Origin of the sequence: Antricoccus suffuscus (genome assembly GCF_003003235.1) — a bacterium.
Lineage (GTDB): Bacteria > Actinomycetota > Actinomycetes > Mycobacteriales > Antricoccaceae > Antricoccus > Antricoccus suffuscus.
Genome location: NZ_PVUE01000020.1, coordinates 79,006 through 95,051 on the forward strand (window position 1 = coordinate 79,006; position 16,046 = coordinate 95,051).

General features: G+C 64.5%; 14 protein-coding genes. 6 read left to right on the top strand and 8 right to left on the bottom strand.

Annotated features, from left to right (window positions below; genetic code table 11):
• Nucleotide 1: 1 nt before the first annotated feature.
• Complete coding sequence (locus tag CLV47_RS18585; RefSeq protein ID WP_106350610.1) at nt 2–1,123, top strand: glycosyltransferase family 4 protein; 1,122 nt, start codon at nt 2–4, stop codon at nt 1,121–1,123.
• A 3-nt stretch (nt 1,124–1,126) separates the two neighbouring features.
• Here the strand turns inward: CLV47_RS18585 and rfbD are convergent, their stop codons facing one another.
• The gene (rfbD, locus tag CLV47_RS18590; protein WP_106350611.1) at nt 1,127–2,113 is read right to left on the bottom strand and encodes a dTDP-4-dehydrorhamnose reductase; all 987 of its coding nucleotides are present in this window, start codon (nt 2,111–2,113) and stop codon (nt 1,127–1,129) included.
• Between the two features lie 243 nt (nt 2,114–2,356).
• Here rfbD and CLV47_RS18595 point away from each other — a divergent pair, with 243 nt between their 5' ends.
• The 4 genes from CLV47_RS18595 (at nt 2,357) to CLV47_RS18610 (ending at nt 6,292) form a co-directional block, all read left to right on the top strand.
• Entirely contained in the window at nt 2,357–3,907 is a 1,551-nt protein-coding gene (locus CLV47_RS18595; RefSeq protein ID WP_106350612.1) for an LCP family protein, read from the top strand.
• A gap of 73 nt (nt 3,908–3,980) precedes the next feature.
• Nucleotides 3,981–4,790, top strand: coding sequence for a TIGR03089 family protein (locus tag CLV47_RS18600; protein ID WP_170111162.1), 810 nt, complete (start codon nt 3,981–3,983; stop codon nt 4,788–4,790).
• A gap of 92 nt (nt 4,791–4,882) precedes the next feature.
• The gene (locus CLV47_RS18605; RefSeq protein WP_106350614.1) at nt 4,883–5,653 is read left to right on the top strand and encodes a CoA transferase subunit A; all 771 of its coding nucleotides are present in this window, start codon (nt 4,883–4,885) and stop codon (nt 5,651–5,653) included.
• 3 nt (nt 5,654–5,656) lie between these two features.
• On the top strand, nt 5,657–6,292 hold the full coding sequence (locus CLV47_RS18610) for a CoA transferase subunit B (RefSeq protein ID WP_106350615.1): 636 nt from the start codon (nt 5,657–5,659) through the stop codon (nt 6,290–6,292).
• A gap of 66 nt (nt 6,293–6,358) precedes the next feature.
• Here the strand turns inward: CLV47_RS18610 and CLV47_RS18615 are convergent, their stop codons facing one another.
• The 4 genes from CLV47_RS18615 to CLV47_RS18630 form a co-directional block, all read right to left on the bottom strand.
• Nucleotides 6,359–7,513: an acyl-CoA dehydrogenase family protein gene (locus CLV47_RS18615; protein WP_106350616.1), complete on the bottom strand. Its 1,155-nt coding sequence runs from the start codon at nt 7,511–7,513 to the stop codon at nt 6,359–6,361.
• Nucleotides 7,514–7,619: 106 nt separating this feature from the next.
• Complete coding sequence (gene purE / locus CLV47_RS18620) at nt 7,620–8,123, bottom strand: 5-(carboxyamino)imidazole ribonucleotide mutase (protein WP_106350617.1); 504 nt, start codon at nt 8,121–8,123, stop codon at nt 7,620–7,622.
• The gene (locus tag CLV47_RS18625) at nt 8,120–9,295 is read right to left on the bottom strand and encodes a 5-(carboxyamino)imidazole ribonucleotide synthase (RefSeq protein WP_106350618.1); all 1,176 of its coding nucleotides are present in this window, start codon (nt 9,293–9,295) and stop codon (nt 8,120–8,122) included. The genes purE and CLV47_RS18625 overlap by 4 nt, the downstream gene beginning before the upstream one ends.
• 33 nt (nt 9,296–9,328) lie before the next feature.
• Nucleotides 9,329–10,255, bottom strand: a complete 927-nt coding sequence (locus CLV47_RS18630) for a hypothetical protein (RefSeq protein ID WP_146135443.1) — start codon at nt 10,253–10,255, stop codon at nt 9,329–9,331.
• A 296-nt stretch (nt 10,256–10,551) separates the two neighbouring features.
• Here CLV47_RS18630 and CLV47_RS22345 point away from each other — a divergent pair, with 296 nt between their 5' ends.
• A complete protein-coding gene (locus CLV47_RS22345) occupies nt 10,552–12,849 on the top strand; it encodes a sigma-70 family RNA polymerase sigma factor (RefSeq protein WP_202862692.1) in 2,298 nt (765 codons plus the stop codon).
• A gap of 336 nt (nt 12,850–13,185) precedes the next feature.
• Here CLV47_RS22345 and CLV47_RS18640 read toward each other — a convergent pair whose 3' ends face one another.
• The 3 genes from CLV47_RS18640 to CLV47_RS18650 form a co-directional block, all read right to left on the bottom strand.
• Nucleotides 13,186–13,821, bottom strand: a complete 636-nt coding sequence (locus CLV47_RS18640) for a hypothetical protein (protein ID WP_146135444.1) — start codon at nt 13,819–13,821, stop codon at nt 13,186–13,188.
• Between the two features lie 182 nt (nt 13,822–14,003).
• A complete protein-coding gene (locus tag CLV47_RS18645; protein ID WP_106350621.1) occupies nt 14,004–14,936 on the bottom strand; it encodes a pseudouridine synthase in 933 nt (310 codons plus the stop codon).
• A gap of 11 nt (nt 14,937–14,947) precedes the next feature.
• Nucleotides 14,948–15,727: an SDR family NAD(P)-dependent oxidoreductase gene (locus CLV47_RS18650; protein ID WP_170111163.1), complete on the bottom strand. Its 780-nt coding sequence runs from the start codon at nt 15,725–15,727 to the stop codon at nt 14,948–14,950.
• Nucleotides 15,728–16,046 lie beyond the last annotated feature (319 nt).

The window sequence follows — 16,046 nt, forward strand, 5'->3', positions numbered from 1 at the left end:
CATGCGAATCGCCCTGGACTGCACACCGCTGCTTGGTCAGCGCACCGGAATCGGCCACTACACAGCCAATCTGCTGACCGAACTGCTCTCGCTTGCCGCAGACGACTCGCTCCTCGCAACCGCCTTCACCTTCCGCGGCCGAGATCAGCTCGCGGGCGCCGTACCTCCCGGTGTCGAGGTCGCGGCCCGCCCGGCACCGGCCCGCGCCCTGCGCACGATGTGGTCGCACGGCACGATGCCTCCTGTCGAATGGCTGACCGGAGGCATCGATGTCTTCCACGCGACCAACTTCGTGCTGCCACCGACTCGCCGCGCCCGCGGCGTGCTCACCGTGCACGACCTCGCTTACCTGAAATTCCCGCAGACCGTCTCCAGCGCGTCGCTCACCTACCGGGAGCTCGTGCCTTCGGGCCTGCGCCGCGCGCGTGTGGTGTGTACGCCGAGCCGCGCGGTCGCCACCCAGCTGCAGGACGCTTATGCATTGGCGGAGGAGGCCATCGCTGTCACTCCGCTGGGTGTCGATGCGGCGTGGCATCGCGCTGCCGCGCCCTCTGGTGAGTGGCGGACCGCGCACCGCCTGGGCAGGGACTACATCCTCGCCGTCGGCACGATCGAACCTCGTAAGAACCTTGCGCTGCTCGTGTCGGCGTACCGGCAGCTGCTTGCGACGCACTCCGATGTCCCGCCGTTGGTCCTTGCCGGTGGCGCCGGCTGGGGTGACGCCCTTGACCTCGACGGAATCCCCGCAGACCGCCTCGTCATGCCGGGCCACCTGCCGATCGACGATCTCCGCACGCTTGTCGCCGGCGCGTCGCTTCTGGTCTTCCCGTCGCTCGACGAAGGCTTTGGCCTGCCGCCGCTCGAGGCGCTTGCCTGCGGCGTACCGGTCGTCGCGTCAGACCTGCCGGTGACCCGCGAAGTGCTCGGCGACCAGGCCCGCTTTGTCGCGGTCGACGAACGCGCGCGGCAGACGAACGTCGACGCGCTGGCCGACGCGATCGTCAGCGAGCTCGATGCGCCGACCGGTGACGCGGCGACTCGGCGCGAGTACGCCGCCGGCTTTACCTGGCGGGCGTGCGCCGAGAAGACCTACGCGGCCTATCAGCGCGCTGCCGAAGCCTGACCGTTACGACTCGTTGCGCAGCGCGGCGCCGTCCTGCTCGAAGGCCGCATGCAGCGCGCTACGCCAGTCCCGCATCGGGGCGAGGCCGGCGGCGGCCCACTCGGTCTGCGACAGCACCGAAAACGCGGGCCGGGGTGCCGGCCGCACAAACGCGTCGGAGGTCGTCGGCTCTACCCGTGCCGGATCGAGGCCGAGTTCGGTGAAAATCGCCTGCGTGAACTCATACCACGAGGTCTGACCGCTTCCGGTGCAGTGGTAGTTGCCCGCCGGGGCGCCGCTCATCGCAAGCTCGATGAGTCCAGAGGCAAGGTCGTAGGTCCAGGTCGGTGAGCCGAGCTGGTCATTGACCACCTGCAGCGTCTCGCGCTCCCGCGACAGCTTCGCCATGGTCTTGACGAAGTTGGGACCGTACGCGCCGTAGACCCAGGCCGTGCGTACGACGTAGCCGGTGTCCGGCGCCACCTCGCGCACGGCCAGGTCGCCGGCGAGTTTGGTGCGCCCGTACGCCGTCCGCGGCTCGGTCAGGTCGTCAACGCCGTACGGCGCCGTGGCATCGCCGGCGAACACATAGTCGGTGGAGACGTGGATCAGCCTCGCGCGGCCGGCGGTCGCGGTCGCCAGGTTGCGAGGCCCGTCGCCGTTGACAGCGAGCGCCGCGTCCTCGTCGCTCTCGGCCGCGTCGACGGCGGTATAGGCCGCGGTATTGATGATCACCGGGGTCAACTCGCTCGGCTCGGCGAGCCACGCATCGACGGTGCTCTGCACCGCCTGCGCGTCGGTGAGATCGAGGTCGGCGCGGGCCAAGGCGCGCACCTCGGCGGACTCGCCAAGCAGGTTGACCAGTTCGGTGCCGAGCTGCCCGCGCGCGCCGGTGACGAGCCAGCGGTACGCCGACGCGTCGCCGGCGACGGCGCGCTGGGGCCGAGCTGCGCTAGCGACGGGTTCGGTTTCGGGGATGGGCTCGGTCGCGGAGGCTGGCGTTGTATTCATCACGTCGTAATCTACCTGGCCCGGGCACCGGCTTCCACCGGCGCGATTGGCACACCGAGCGCGACCTTAGGACACGTATCACCTTCGCCCCATCCGCCCGACGCGAAATCCATGAGAACCTGTTTCAGGCACCGACGCGTTAGACTGTTGCGTCAACCGTTCGCCGGGCTCACCCGTCTGTATGGATGCCGGTAGCACCGCAAGGAAGCGAAATCCCTCACTCCACTCGGAGGAATCTGCCTGATGCCACGTGACGACGAGCTCCCCGAGCTCCCGCCGCATCTCGATCCTCGCCGCGGTTCGGCGCGACCGGCCGCGCCGGGCCCGACTCGCACTCGTACCCGCGCAGAGCGCAACGCTGAGCGCAAAAAGGGGAAGAAGTACGCCGTCATTGGCCTACGGACGCTCGCCAGCGCGATCTCGGTACTGCTCCTGATCGGCGCCGGCCTCGCGCACAGCACGATCAACCGCATCCAGGCTAAGGCCGGCAACCTGCCGAGCACTACTGACGTCAAGGGAAACCAAGACGTCAAGGGCACTAACGGCGCTGACATGAACATCCTCGTCGTGGGCAACGACAGCCGGGCCGGCTACACCGATGCTCAGCTCGGCGAGTTGAGCACGACGGCCGAGGACACCCTCAGCACCGACACGATCATGCTGATCCACGTGCCCGCCAATGGCGCGAGCGCGTCGGTGGTGTCCTTTCCCCGGGACTCGTACGTCGACATCCCCGGCTACAAGAAAAACAAAATCAACTCGGCGTACGCCGCGGCATACTACGACCAGCCCGACGGCGCCTCTGAGGACGTCAAGCGGGCGGCCGGACAGAAAGAGCTCATCAGCACGATCAGTGCGCTCAGCGGCGCCAAAATCGACCATTACGTCGAGGTAAGCCTGTTGGGCTTCTACAACCTCACTAATGCCATCGGTGGCGTCGAGGTCAACCTCTGCCAGCGCGCCTACGACCCCGGCTACACCGACCTCGACCTCGCCGCCGGCAAGCACAAGCTGATGGGCAAAGACGCGCTGAGCTTCGTCCGGCAGCGCCACCACCTGGACGGGGGCGATCTCGACCGGATCAAGCGCCAACAGTTCTTCTTCGGCGCGGTGATCCGCGAGGTGCTCGGTCAAGACCTGCTCGACATTCTCAACATTTCCAAGCTCAACAAGCTGGTCGACGCGCTGGCCGGCACGATCCAATACGACCAGGATCTCGATCCCCTCGAGCTCGCGGCACAGATGCGCAACATCGCGGCCGGCAACGTCGAGTTCCACACCATCCCGCTCGCGGCGGAGAAGTTCGCTAACATTCCGGGGGCCGGCGACGTGGTCAAGACCGCGAGCGTCAGCGACATACACAAGTTCTTCCAGCAGCTGTCCGCACCCAAGAGCACCTCCAGCAGCTCGCCGGCGGCACCGAAGACTGTCGACCCAAAGACCGTCACCGTCGAGGTCTACAACGGCACCACGACCGGCGGGTTGGGCACTCAGGCCGGCGAACAGCTGACGGCGGCCGGGTTCACTGTCGACGGCGTGCTGTCGGCGGCAAGCACCGACTACCCGCACTCCGTCGTTCAGTACCCCGCGGGGATGGAAGCTGCGGCCAACACAGTTGCCGCCCAGATCCCCGGCGCCATCACCGAAGTCGCGACGGACATCGACGGCAAGGTCCGACTGATCGTCGGGTCGGACTTCGGCGGTGGTAACGCCGGAGAGTCCGCGCCACCTGCGGGCACTGACCAGACCACCAAACCGGACACCACGGCAGCTACGGACGCGTGCGTCAACTAGGCGCCAGGTTCCTAGACGACCGGGCGTAGGTTCGACTCAAGGCCATGCACCCGACCATGATCAAGGAGCACACTTGTCCAGTGTCACACTGACCGGCCTGTTTGCGCAGGCAGTGGCGAAGGACCCGGCCAGGCCGCTGATCACCTACTACGACCGGCGTACCGGCGAGCGCACCGAGCTGTCCGGTACGACGCTATCCAACTGGGTCAGCAAGACCGCCAACTTCATGCGCGACGACCTGATGCTGGAGGCCGGCGGCACGGTCGCGATCGCGCTGCCGCCGCACTGGCAGACCACCGCGATCATCCTCGCCGCGTGGGAACTCGGCTGCGGTGTCGTCGAACCGTCCCTTAGCGAACCGGTTGATGCCCTCTTCTGTGCGCAGCCGCGACTGATGGAACTCGCTGACGCGGCCGCCAATGAGATCGTCGTCAGTTCGCTACACCCGATGGGACTTGGTGTGCAGGCCAAGCCCGATCACGTCATCGACTACACCACAGAGGTCCGCAACCACGGCGACCACTTCGCGGCATACACGCAAATCGACCCAACGCTGCTCGCGGTGACGGCCGGTTCCTTGTCGCTCACTCACCAAAGCGCCGCGCAGGCTGCGCAGCAGATCGCAGCGCAGGTTGCGATCCGCGACGATGACCGAATCCTCATGATCGCCGAATCCGTAGCCGACGCCGGGCCACTGACCTGGTTGGCCGCCCCGCTGGCAGCGGGCGCGTCCATCGTGCTCGTCTCGGCCGATGACGACCCGGAGCTGTCTGGCTGGCTCACCTCCATTGCCGCGCAGGAAAACGTCACGGCTTCGCTGGGTGTGCAACTCACCGATTCGCCCGGCATACGCCATCTTGGAGACTCCGGGCAGCCGGAGTGACGATGCCGGCGCGCGCGTCCTAGGCTAAGTGCTCAACGCGAGCGCACAGTAATTCGTCCGACCAGCAACACCAGACCCGGTCAGGAGCAACCATGGATAAAGTCATCGCCAGCCCGGCGGATGCCATCGCCGACATCGAGGACGGGTCGCTACTTGCCGTCGGCGGGTTCGGCCTCTGCGGCGTACCTTTCGACCTCATCGAGGCGCTGCACGAAAAGAACACCGGCAACCTAACCGTTGTGACCAACAACTGCGGCGTCGATGGCGACGGACTCGGAATCCTGCTGCCGGACCACAAAATCACGAAGGTCATTGCGTCGTACGTCGGGGAAAACAAAGAGTTCGCTCGCCAGTACCTCTCCGGTGAACTCGAGCTTGAGCTGACCCCGCAGGGCACGATCGCCGAACGACTGCGCGCCGGTGGCGTCGGTATCCCCGGTTTCTATACGATCACCGGGGCCGGCACGGCGGTCGCCGACGGCGGCATCCCGACTCGCTATAACGCGGCAGGCGAAGTGATCAAGACCTCCGGGCCGAAGCCGACCCGCGAGTTCAATGGCACCGAATACGTGCTCGAGGAAGCAATCGTTTCCGACTTCGCACTCGTGCACGCCTACAAGGCCGACCGACACGGCAACATCGTCTTCAACAAGGCGGCCCGCAACTTCAACACTCCGGTCGCGATGTCCGGCAAGATCACGATCGTCGAAGCCGAGCAGATCGTCGAACCCGGCGAGCTTGACCCGGACGCCATCCATCTGCCGGGCATCCACGTGCACCGCGTCGTACAGTCCAGCAGCCGCAAGGTCATCGAGAATCTGACGACACGACCGAAACCTGCCACCACCGGAACGGGAGCGTAAGTCATGGCATGGACCCGCGATCAAATGGCCTCGCGCGCCGCACAGGAGCTTGAGGACGGCGCATACGTCAATCTCGGCATTGGCCTGCCGACCCTGGTGCCCGGCTTCCTGCCCGAGGGCAAGACCGTCGTACTTCAGAGTGAGAATGGCATTCTCGGCCTTGGTCCCTACCCTTACGAAGGTGAAGAGGATCCGGATCTGACCAACGCCGGCAAAGAGACGGTGACGACGCTGCCAGGCACATCGTTCTTCGACTCCTCGATCAGCTTCGGAATGATCCGGGGCGGCAAGATCGACGCGGCGATCCTCGGCGCGATGCAAGTTGCCGCTAACGGCGACCTCGCCAACTGGATGATCCCCGGCAAGATGGTCAAGGGCATGGGCGGCGCGATGGACCTGGTGCACGGCGCTAAGAAAGTCATCGTGCTGATGGAGCATGTCGCCAAGGACGGCAGCTACAAGATCGTCAACGAGTGTGCGCTCCCACTGACCGGTAAGGGCGTCGTACAGAAGATCATTAGCGACCTCGGCGTACTTGAGGTCACCCCCGACGGACTCGTGCTGACCGAGCTCGCACCCGGCGTCACGGCCGAAGAAGTGCAAGAAAAATCCGAGCCGGAGATTAAGATCCAACTCTAACGTGCACGGTCTAGCCGTTTCGCGGGCATCGATCGGACATAAGTGCCGCTTGTGCTCGCACGGGCGCTACTTCAAGAGGGCGCGGGCCATCACTACGCGTTGGATCTGGTTGGTGCCTTCGTAGATCTGGGTGATCTTCGCATCGCGCATCATCCGCTCCACCGGGAAGTCGCGGGTGTAGCCGGCGCCACCGAACAGTTGAACCGCATCGGTAGTCACCTCCATCGCGATGTCCGAGGCGTAGCACTTCGCCGCTGAGGCAAGGAATCCGGCGTTAGCGTCGCCACGCTCGGAGGCCGCGGCCGAGACGTAGCACATCTGCCGCGCCGTCTCGACCTTCATGCCCATATCGGCGATCATGAACTGCACACCTTGGAAGTCGGCGATCGCCTTGCGGAACTGCTTGCGCTCCTTGACGTAGGCAATCGCGGCCTCGAGGGCACCTTGCGCGATACCAACGGCCTGGATGCCGATCGTGGGACGAGTGTGGTCGAGCGTCCGAAGAGCGGTCTTGAATCCGGTCCCCGGCTCGCCGATGATGCGGTCCTCGGGGATCACGCAGTTGGTGAAGTGCAGCTCGCAGGTCGGCGAGCCCTTGATACCCATCTTGCGTTCCTTGTTGCCGACCTCGAAGCCCGGGTCGTCACGGTGTACGACGAACGCCGAGATGCCATTGGCGCGCTTCTCCGGGTCGGTCACCGCCATCACGGTGTACCAGTCGGAGATCCCGGACTGGGTGATCCACGCCTTGGTGCCGTTGAGCACCCAGGTGTCACCGTCCTTGACGGCCTTCGTCCGCATGGCCGCGGCATCCGACCCCGCCTCGCGCTCGGACAGGCCGTAGCTGATCGACGACTCGCCACGTCCGATGCTCGGCAGCACCTTCTGCTTGAGCTCTTCAGAGGCGGACAGGATGATCGGCATCGAGCCGAGCTTGTTGACCGCTGGCAGCAACGACGATGAGGCGCAGACTCGCGCAACCTCTTCGATCACGATGCACGCGGCTATCGCGTCCCCGCCGGCACCGTCGTACTTCTCGTCGATGTGGACCGCACTGAAGCCGGCTTTGACAAGCGCGTCGTGCGCTTCCTGGGGGTAGCGCTCGTTTTCGTCGACCTCCGCGGCGTACGGCGCGATCTTCTCGTCAGCCAGCCGCCGGACCGCCTGACGTAGCTCTTCGTGCTCGTTGGTGGTCGAGTACAGCTTGGTGTCGGTGCTCATCTAACGGTCATTGCTCCTGTCGGGTACGACAACGCGCGAGGGGGATCGGCGCGTCAAAGTCTTCTTCAGGATACCTTTGTTTGACGTCCTAGTAACTCGATTGTGGCTACCGCAACTCCGACTGCAGCGCCTCGTTCTTGGACCGCGCGGCATCTGCGAGGTCGGCCTGAAACGTCACCATTTTCGCCCGGATCGCCGGGTCGCTGGCGCCGAGGATTCGGACGGCCAGCAGACCCGCATTGCGCGCACCGGCGATCGACACGGTCGCGACCGGTACGCCAGCGGGCATCTGCACAATCGACAGCAGAGAGTCCATCCCGTCGAGATACTTCAACGGCACCGGTACGCCGATGACCGGTAACGGGCTTACCGAAGCGACCATGCCAGGCAGGTGGGCCGCTCCCCCAGCGCCCGCGATGATGACCGAGATCCCGCGGTCGGCCGCTTGTTCGCCGTACGCAATCATCTCCTTGGCCATGCGATGCGCTGATACAACTCTTGCCTCATAGGCGATCTCGAATTCATCGAGCGCTTCGGCGGCGAGCTTCATGACCGGCCAGTCTGAGTCGCTGCCCATGATGATGCCGACCTGCGGGGCTGATGCACTCATACGAAGGTTCCGTTCGTCAGGTACGCCGCCGCGCCGGATGTACTGCGGCGTAAGGATTCGAGGTCACTGCCACACGCCGTGACGTGGCCGATCTTGCGGCCGGGCCGAACTTCCTTGCCATACAAGTGAATCTTGACCTCCGGCCACTTTGCCATCAAGTGGTGCACGCGTTCGTCGATACCCGGACCTCCCGGTTCGCCGCCCAGCACGTTGGCCATGACGGTGTACGGCGCGCGCAGCGAGGTACGCCCCAGCGGGTAGTCGAGGACCGCGCGCAGGTGCTGTTCGAACTGGCTGGTTGTCGAGCCTTCGATCGTCCAGTGTCCCGAGTTGTGGGGGCGCATCGCGAGCTCGTTGACCTCGATCGCCGGTCGGCCGTCGGTGTCGATGGTCTCGAACAGCTCGACGGCCAGCACGCCGGTGACGCCGAGCTTGTCGGCGATCTCGATGCCGAGAGTGGTGGCGCGGTCCGCGACCGCGTCGGAGAGCCCAGGCGCCGGCGCTATCACCTCCACGCAGATGCCGTCCCGCTGCACGGTCTCTACGACCGGCCACGCACTGACTTGGCCGAACTTAGAACGCGCGACGAGTACGGCGAGCTCGCGGGTGAGCTGCACCCTCTCCTCGGCGAGCAACTCGATGCCGCTCGCCGCGCACTGCTCGACGATCTCGGCGGCATCCGAAGCGCTATCGATCATCCAGACGCCTTTGCCGTCGTACCCACCCTTCGCCGCCTTAAGCACGATTGGCCACGTGCCCTCAGCGAACTGCTCGATGTCGGCGACAGTGCCGACCCGGGCCCACCGCGGTACCGGCACCGACAGTTCGCTAAGGCGCCTACGCATCTGCAGCTTGTCCTGGGCGAAGGTCAGCGCGTCCGCACCGGGATGGACCTCGTGGCCCGCGGCGACGAGCTTGCGAATGTGATCGCCTGGCACATGCTCATGATCGAAGGTGACGACGTCGCAGCTCTGCGCAAACCTGAGCAGGTCGTCGTAGTCCAGGTGGCTGCCGAGCTGTACATCCGCGGCCACTAACGCCGCCGACTCGTCCGCGGTGACGCTGAGTACCTTGAGCGACTGGCCGAGAGCGATGGCAGCTTGATGAGTCATGCGGGCGAGTTGGCCGCCGCCAACCATGCCGACGATAGGAAGTCCGGTGCGTTGATCCACGATCGACAGGCTACCGGGTCTGCGATGAGCGAGTTAACGCTTGAGCTCACCGAGCAGCTGGACGGCATGGCGCAACGAGGTCGGCAGGCCCTCGAGCCATACGCCAACCGGCGGCAGGTACGGCGCGGAGTGGCTGAGCCGTTCGCGTTCCAAGAGTTCACGCAGCGCGGTCACCCGGGCGGACAACCCCCGGTCGCGAGCGGCGATGACCGCGGCCGTTGAAGGGCCAAGCGTGGCGAGCGTCTCGCCACTGGAAAAGACGGAGTGCAGAACCCCGGACAGAGTCACCATGTGTCGGGAACGGTCGATCGTCTCGAATGGGGACGATCCGGCGGGGTCAAACCGCTCGGCGCGGTCCGAAGCATGCAACAGAGACACCACAACGATGGCGTGCGTGTGGCATACAGACTCGCCCTTGGACTCGGCGGCACGGTAGATCTCACCGAGTCGCACCGGAAGATAGTTGGGACGCGCGAGTTGCGTGAGCGGGTCCGACGCCTCTGCGCCGGCGCCGGCAATGCTGATCCGTTCGGCCCATCCGGTCGCGGCCACCTGCACGATCGTGGTGGCGTCAACCATGCCGAGGCGCGCGCTGTGCGCGTCGCTAGCGAGGATCTCGCGCGCAAGTGAGGCAAACTCGGTGGCGTCGCACAACGTTTCTTGCATCGGTACGCCCGCATCTGACCGTGCCATGCCAAGTCGGTGAAAGCCAGGCAGCACAGACTGACCCGCGACGAAGGCTTCGGTGATTGCGTCGATCGCCGGCACCCACCAGTCGGCGGGGAAGCTCCATCCGGAGTCCAAGGTTGCGCGCCGCCACCGGGCGCGGACCTCGACTGCGGTCAGCGATGTGGCCTCACGTGCCCCGGCGCGGCGGGGACGGCGGGGACGAAATGGGAGGACCGGGGTCGAGGAGTCGCTCTCGCCCTCGACCGCTGCATTACTGTCGCGCCTACGCATCTCACCTATGCTCACTTGTTCGTCCGCCACGTCCGTCAACGTACGCCGAGATTCGATGTCTTGTCATAGAAACGTCATCTGCGCCGTACATGAACTTGACGACCATGTCGGTAATTCATGACGCGGAACTTGCCATCTGTGCGTGTGTTCGCTCATGATTGCCGCATGGTGTGTGGCGGACTCATATTCTGGTATTCACCTGTAGAAACGCGCGTCATACTTCACGGTGCGCAACGTCAATTTGGTAGGAAACAAACCCGCTGGTAGACACCGGCATGTCGAGTTTTGGTAGGTAGATGACGATCGCATCGCGTTCGGCGGCCAATGAGGTTGGCGACGCCGAACTGATCACCGCGGTGCGCGGTGGTGACCGCGACGCATTCGCAGTGCTTTACGAGCGCCATCGCGTCTCGGCGTACCACTTGGCCCGCCAGCTTGTAACCACAGCGACCGAGGCCGACGATGTCGTTTCGGAATCCTTCGCGAAGCTCTACGACACGCTACTGGACGGTCGCGGTCCCGATACCGCGTTCCGCGCGTACCTGCTGACGACGGTGCGCAACACGTTCTACGACGCGATCCGGCGCGACAAGAAGATCAAATTCACCGATGACATGGAGCGGCACGACGAGGGCCAGCCCTTCGTCGATACCGCTGTTGAATCGCTCGAATCGTCCCTTGCCGCCCAGGCGTTTGCGCGGCTCCCGGAACGCTGGCAGACGGTGCTGTGGCACACCGAGATCGAGGGCGAGAGCCCCGCACAAGTCGCGCCGATCATGGGGATGACGGCGAACGGCGTCGCCGCACTCGCTTACCGCGCTCGCGAAGGACTGCGTCAGGCGTATCTGCAGCAACACATCAGCGACACCGCCGATCCGGCGTGTGAGATCACCACGGGACGACTCGGCGCGTGGGCGCGCAATGGACTGTCCAAGCGCGAGCTTGCCCAGGTCGAGGACCACCTCAAGACGTGCGATAAGTGCGCCGCCCTTGCCGCTGAGCTCGCCGACCTCAACTCCGGGCTGCGCGGCATCGTCGCAGTGCTCGCGATCGGCGGGGTCGGCCTGACTGCGGCGTACCTCGCCGGCGGAGCCGCGGCCAAGGTCGGCGTACTCACCTGGGCAGGCACGGCCGGAGGTACGGCGCTCGCCGGTGGCAGTGCGGTAGCTGGTTCGACTGCGACAGGCAGCGCACTGATCGGCTTCGCGCACGTCAATGCTTTGATCGGCGGCGTCGGCGCTACCGCCGGCGCAGGGGCAGTCGGTGCGGGGGTAGCTGGCGCCGGCGCGGCGGTCGCTGGTGGATCGGCGGCCGGTGGCGGCGCTTCCTCTGCGGGTGGCTTTGCGCAATTTCTCACTTACGTCAATCCGGCGTCCAATCTCCCGGGATTCGCGGCCGCCGCAGCTGGGGTCGTCGTGGTCGCGGCCGCTGTCGCCGTCACCGTCGTCGCCACGAGCGGCAACTCACCGGCACCGGTCGCCGAAACACCCGCCGCGCCTGCTACCTCGGCCGTCGCGCCACCAACGACCGCTCAGCCACCGGCACCTGCACCTGCCGTTGTGCCGCCGCCTGTCGCGCCGCCTCCAGCTGCTCCGCCGCCCACGGTCGCAACTGTCCCAGCAACGACCCCTCCGCCTCCCCCTGCGCCCGCGTCTCCGACGTCGATTGCCACGCCGCCACCGGCTCCAATCACTTCGTCGCCGGCACCCATCACGCCAACGCCGCCATCGGTCACGCCGGTTCCGCCAGTCACCCCACCGACAACCACCGAACCACCACTGACTGACACGCCGGACCCTCCGGTCGTACCGGAATCGAGCCTCTCAGTTGATAGTGAGTCTGTCCTCCCATACCCACTCGGCCCGCACGCTCACTTCACCCTGAAAAACACGACCGACCAAGACCTTACGGACGTGACGGTCGCTGTCGACCCAGGGCCGGGCTACAGCAATTGGATGTGTTTTGTCACCTTTGGTATCTGGGACCAGACGCCCACGGCGGCAGGTGACAACGTGGCGGACTGTAGCGGCGCCCAGTTGGTCGCGGTGCCCGGTGCGCTTAATGCTGGTGACGAACTTCGGCTGCATATCGACTTTTACCTCAAGGACGACCCCGCGGCCGAGCCGCCGGCGGAATTGACCGTGACGTTCACGAGCGTCAACGACAAGGACATAGACGAGAAACCCCTCGTCGTACCCATCGAGATCCGGCAGCCCGATACGGGCGCCAATCCACCAGCCGTAGCCGCCGCTGCATCGCCCATGCCAAACGCGGAGACGACTGCCGCACCGCCAATCGTGCCGCAGGCTTCCGCGCTCACACCGACCTCGAACACCACTTCGCCGACCTCGGACGCTGCGCTACCGCCGGTTGGCGAGACATCGGCGCCAGCGCCTTCCGCGGCCGCGACAGATTCAACTACGCCGCCGGCCGATGCGCCGGTCGCGCCGGAGTCGACCACACCGCCCGTCTCCGATACGCCGCCCGCGGCACAAGCGGACTCGCCGCCGGCGACGCCATCAGCGCCGGCATCACAGGGCGCACCAACGGACGCAGGCAGTGCGACGACGACGGATTCTCCCGCAGCCGGCTGAGTCGACTGGCTCTCATTTATATGGGACGATCGGGACCGGTAGTCCGGTACGGATCTTCCCATTAGTGGCGGACAAATCCATTCGGCGTCCAGGGAGTGCGGCCACAAATATGGAAATAAGCGGCATTCTATTGATCGTCGTGCCACTCTTGTTCATTTGCGCGGTACTCGCGATGTGGCGCTGGAAGAAATCCAGGCTCTCGCGCGCAGTGGGTCAGTACGGCGGAGTCATGAACAAGTTGACTGGCACGGGGACGGCACCGCCGAATAGCAAGTTTGAGCCCAACGAACAAAGTCAGTCACAACCATCACACCAAAAATACCCACACGATCGGCTTTAGATCGAATCAGGGTGGAGTTTGTGGCAGACGCCGCGCATACGTTCGGCGTACGGGATGAGATCCTGGGTGGCGGCAGCGTCATCGCCGGATTTGTAACTCGCTAATTGCGGCACGACGCCGTACATGGCTGCGTAGAAGGCATTCGCGAGCCCGGGCATCATTTGATCGTATTCGCCAATGTGGTTGACACCAGACTTGACATATTCGGTGACTACGACCGTCAAATTGATATAGCAGTCAACGTATGGATCTGCGCTGGAATATCCCGGATTAGCGGTGAGGGCCTCTTTCTTATCCGTATAGATAGTGCCGCCGACCGTGCTACTAATCGAATCCAAAGCCGCAGGATCGGCGAACATGAGCCAGTTCTCGCCGACTAAGAACCCACGACCGTCACCGGTGCCGATCTCGATGGTCTCCAAGTAATAATGCAATCCACGAACGTCGAGAAACGACATGATCTGGAACTGCGCAAGGTCGGGGCCGCACACCACATTGCCAACCTGGACCGGACTCTGCAACAAATCGGCCGGTCCGGTTTGCGGCGTACACGGAGTTGCCGAGCCGGCAAGTTGGGCGACCAGAGCCGACGCCTGTACGCCGACCTCCCCCAATTGGTAGTCCTGCTCCAAGGGCGCGGTTGGGTAGTCAGATTTGACGGGCGCGTCTTCCGGCGCGGACGTGCAACCGGCGGCCAGCGTGCTTGATACGAGCAACACACTAACAATCCCGAGCCATTGTCCAAGTCGCATCATGCCGCGATCGTCTCATATTCCCAGGCCACAGCGGTGATGGCGGCGTTCGAGACGATCGTCTAACGCGGCGCGTCCCATTCGTCGTACGACGTCCACGCCCGCAACGTACGGCGCGACTCGAACCGGCGCTCTTCACCGGAGACCGGATCTACGAATTCCAGCGACTTGGCAAGCAACTGCAACGGACGACTGAAATCGCCCAGCGATTTGTCGGTGACGACTGGGTAGAGCTCGTCGCCGAGGATTGGTACGCCGAGACCGCTCATGTGCGTGCGCAACTGATGAGTGCGTCCGCTCGCCGGCAGCAGCCGATAACGGCCGAGCCCGTCTCGGTGCTCAATCAAGTCAATTTCGGTAAGGCTGTTCGGCGGACCGTTACTCGGTTTGATCGCGACAACGCCCACCTCTTTAATGATGCGAGTGCGGACCGTACGCGGAAAGGTCAGCTGCGGATCGTACGGCGCAATCGCTTCGTATTCCTTACGGATGCGCTGCCGCATAAAGAGAGTCTGGTACGCACCACGCCTCTCGGGGCGTATCACCATCAGCACCAGGCCGGCGGTGACTCGGTCAAGCCGGTGTGCAGGACTGAGCTCCGGCAGGTCGAGGTCGCGACGCAGGCGCACCAACGCGCTCTGTAAGACGTGTCGTCCTCGTGGAATCGTCGCGAGGAAATGCGGCTTGTCAACGACCAGAATATCGTCGTCGCGATGCACGATCTCGACCTCGAACGGAACCGCCACCTCATCTGGGAGGTCGCGGTGAAACCAGATCCGCGAACCTGCGACGTACGGCGCATGTAGCCCGAGCGGGCCTTCCCGGGTGACAATTTCCCCGCCCGCAAGCATTTCTGCGATACGTGCCGGGTCTTCCCAGGGAAGACGCTCGATAAGGTGCTGGCGAAGCGACGGCCATTCCCCCTCCGGCAACCGAAGACACGCCGGCTCGAGGCCGTTCCGCCGTGGCAGCGGAGAGGGAAGGCTACGTCGCATTCGCGGTGTTCTTAGAAGATCGCGTAGCCGCCGTCGACGAGAGTCGAGGTGCCCGTCTGGTAGGTCGAGGAATCACTTGCCAGATATACAGCGATTCCAGCGAAGTCTTCGGGCTTACCCCACCGTCGAGCGGGCACCCGAGAAATCACGCGATCCTGGAATATCTCGGAGTCGTGCAGGCGTTCGGTCATGTCCGTCGCGATCCAGCCTGGCAGCACCGCGTTAACGCGTACGCCGTACCGAGCCAGCTCGACTGCCGCGCTCTTAACGAAGGCAATCATGCTGGCTTTGGACGCGGCATATGCGTAGTTCGACGGCGAACCGTCGACGGCACCAAGGCTCGAGATTCCTATTATCGACCCGCCCGGGTTACCTGCTTCGCTATTCGCTTTCATGTATTTCGCGCCCTCGCGAATCGTCCAGAAGGCACCGTCGAGGTTAGTGTCGAGGACTCGCTTGTACTGCTCGGTCGTGGTGTCCACGAGTCGCGCCTGTCCCGCGCCAATACCCGCATTAACGACAACTGTGTTGAGTCCGCCGAGCAACTCGTTGGCCTTGCCGAAACCGTCGACTACCTGCTGTTCCTGGGAGACATCGACCTGCTGGGGGTGCACCGTAAGGCCCAGGTTGGCGAGTTCCTTGACAGCCCGGTCGAGCTTGTCCTGGCTACGACCCCAGATCGCGACTTGGGCGCCTGCCTCGGCCAGCCCTTTCGCCATGCCCAAGCCGATACCCGCGCTACCGCCGGTCACGACTGCCTTCTTGCCGGTCAGATCAAATATTCCGCTCATACACTCCACCTATGGTCGCTGAACTGGACTGACCCTGAACCTATCGATCCTCTGGTCGCCCGTTAACCGCGGGCTCGCCTGCACCCCGATTAATTAACTCTCAAGTCTTGTGGACAACTCCAGAATTGTCGTACACGTGTCCTACCATAATTGACATGACCACGACCCAGGACCCACCACCCACCGGCACCACCACCGGTCCCGGCGGCGCCCCCGGTCGCGGTCGGCCCGCTGCCGTCGGGCAGGAAATACCGCGCCACTACCGCCTCGATCACACCACCGAAGCGTTCGCACTACACATCTTCGACCAACAACTCAC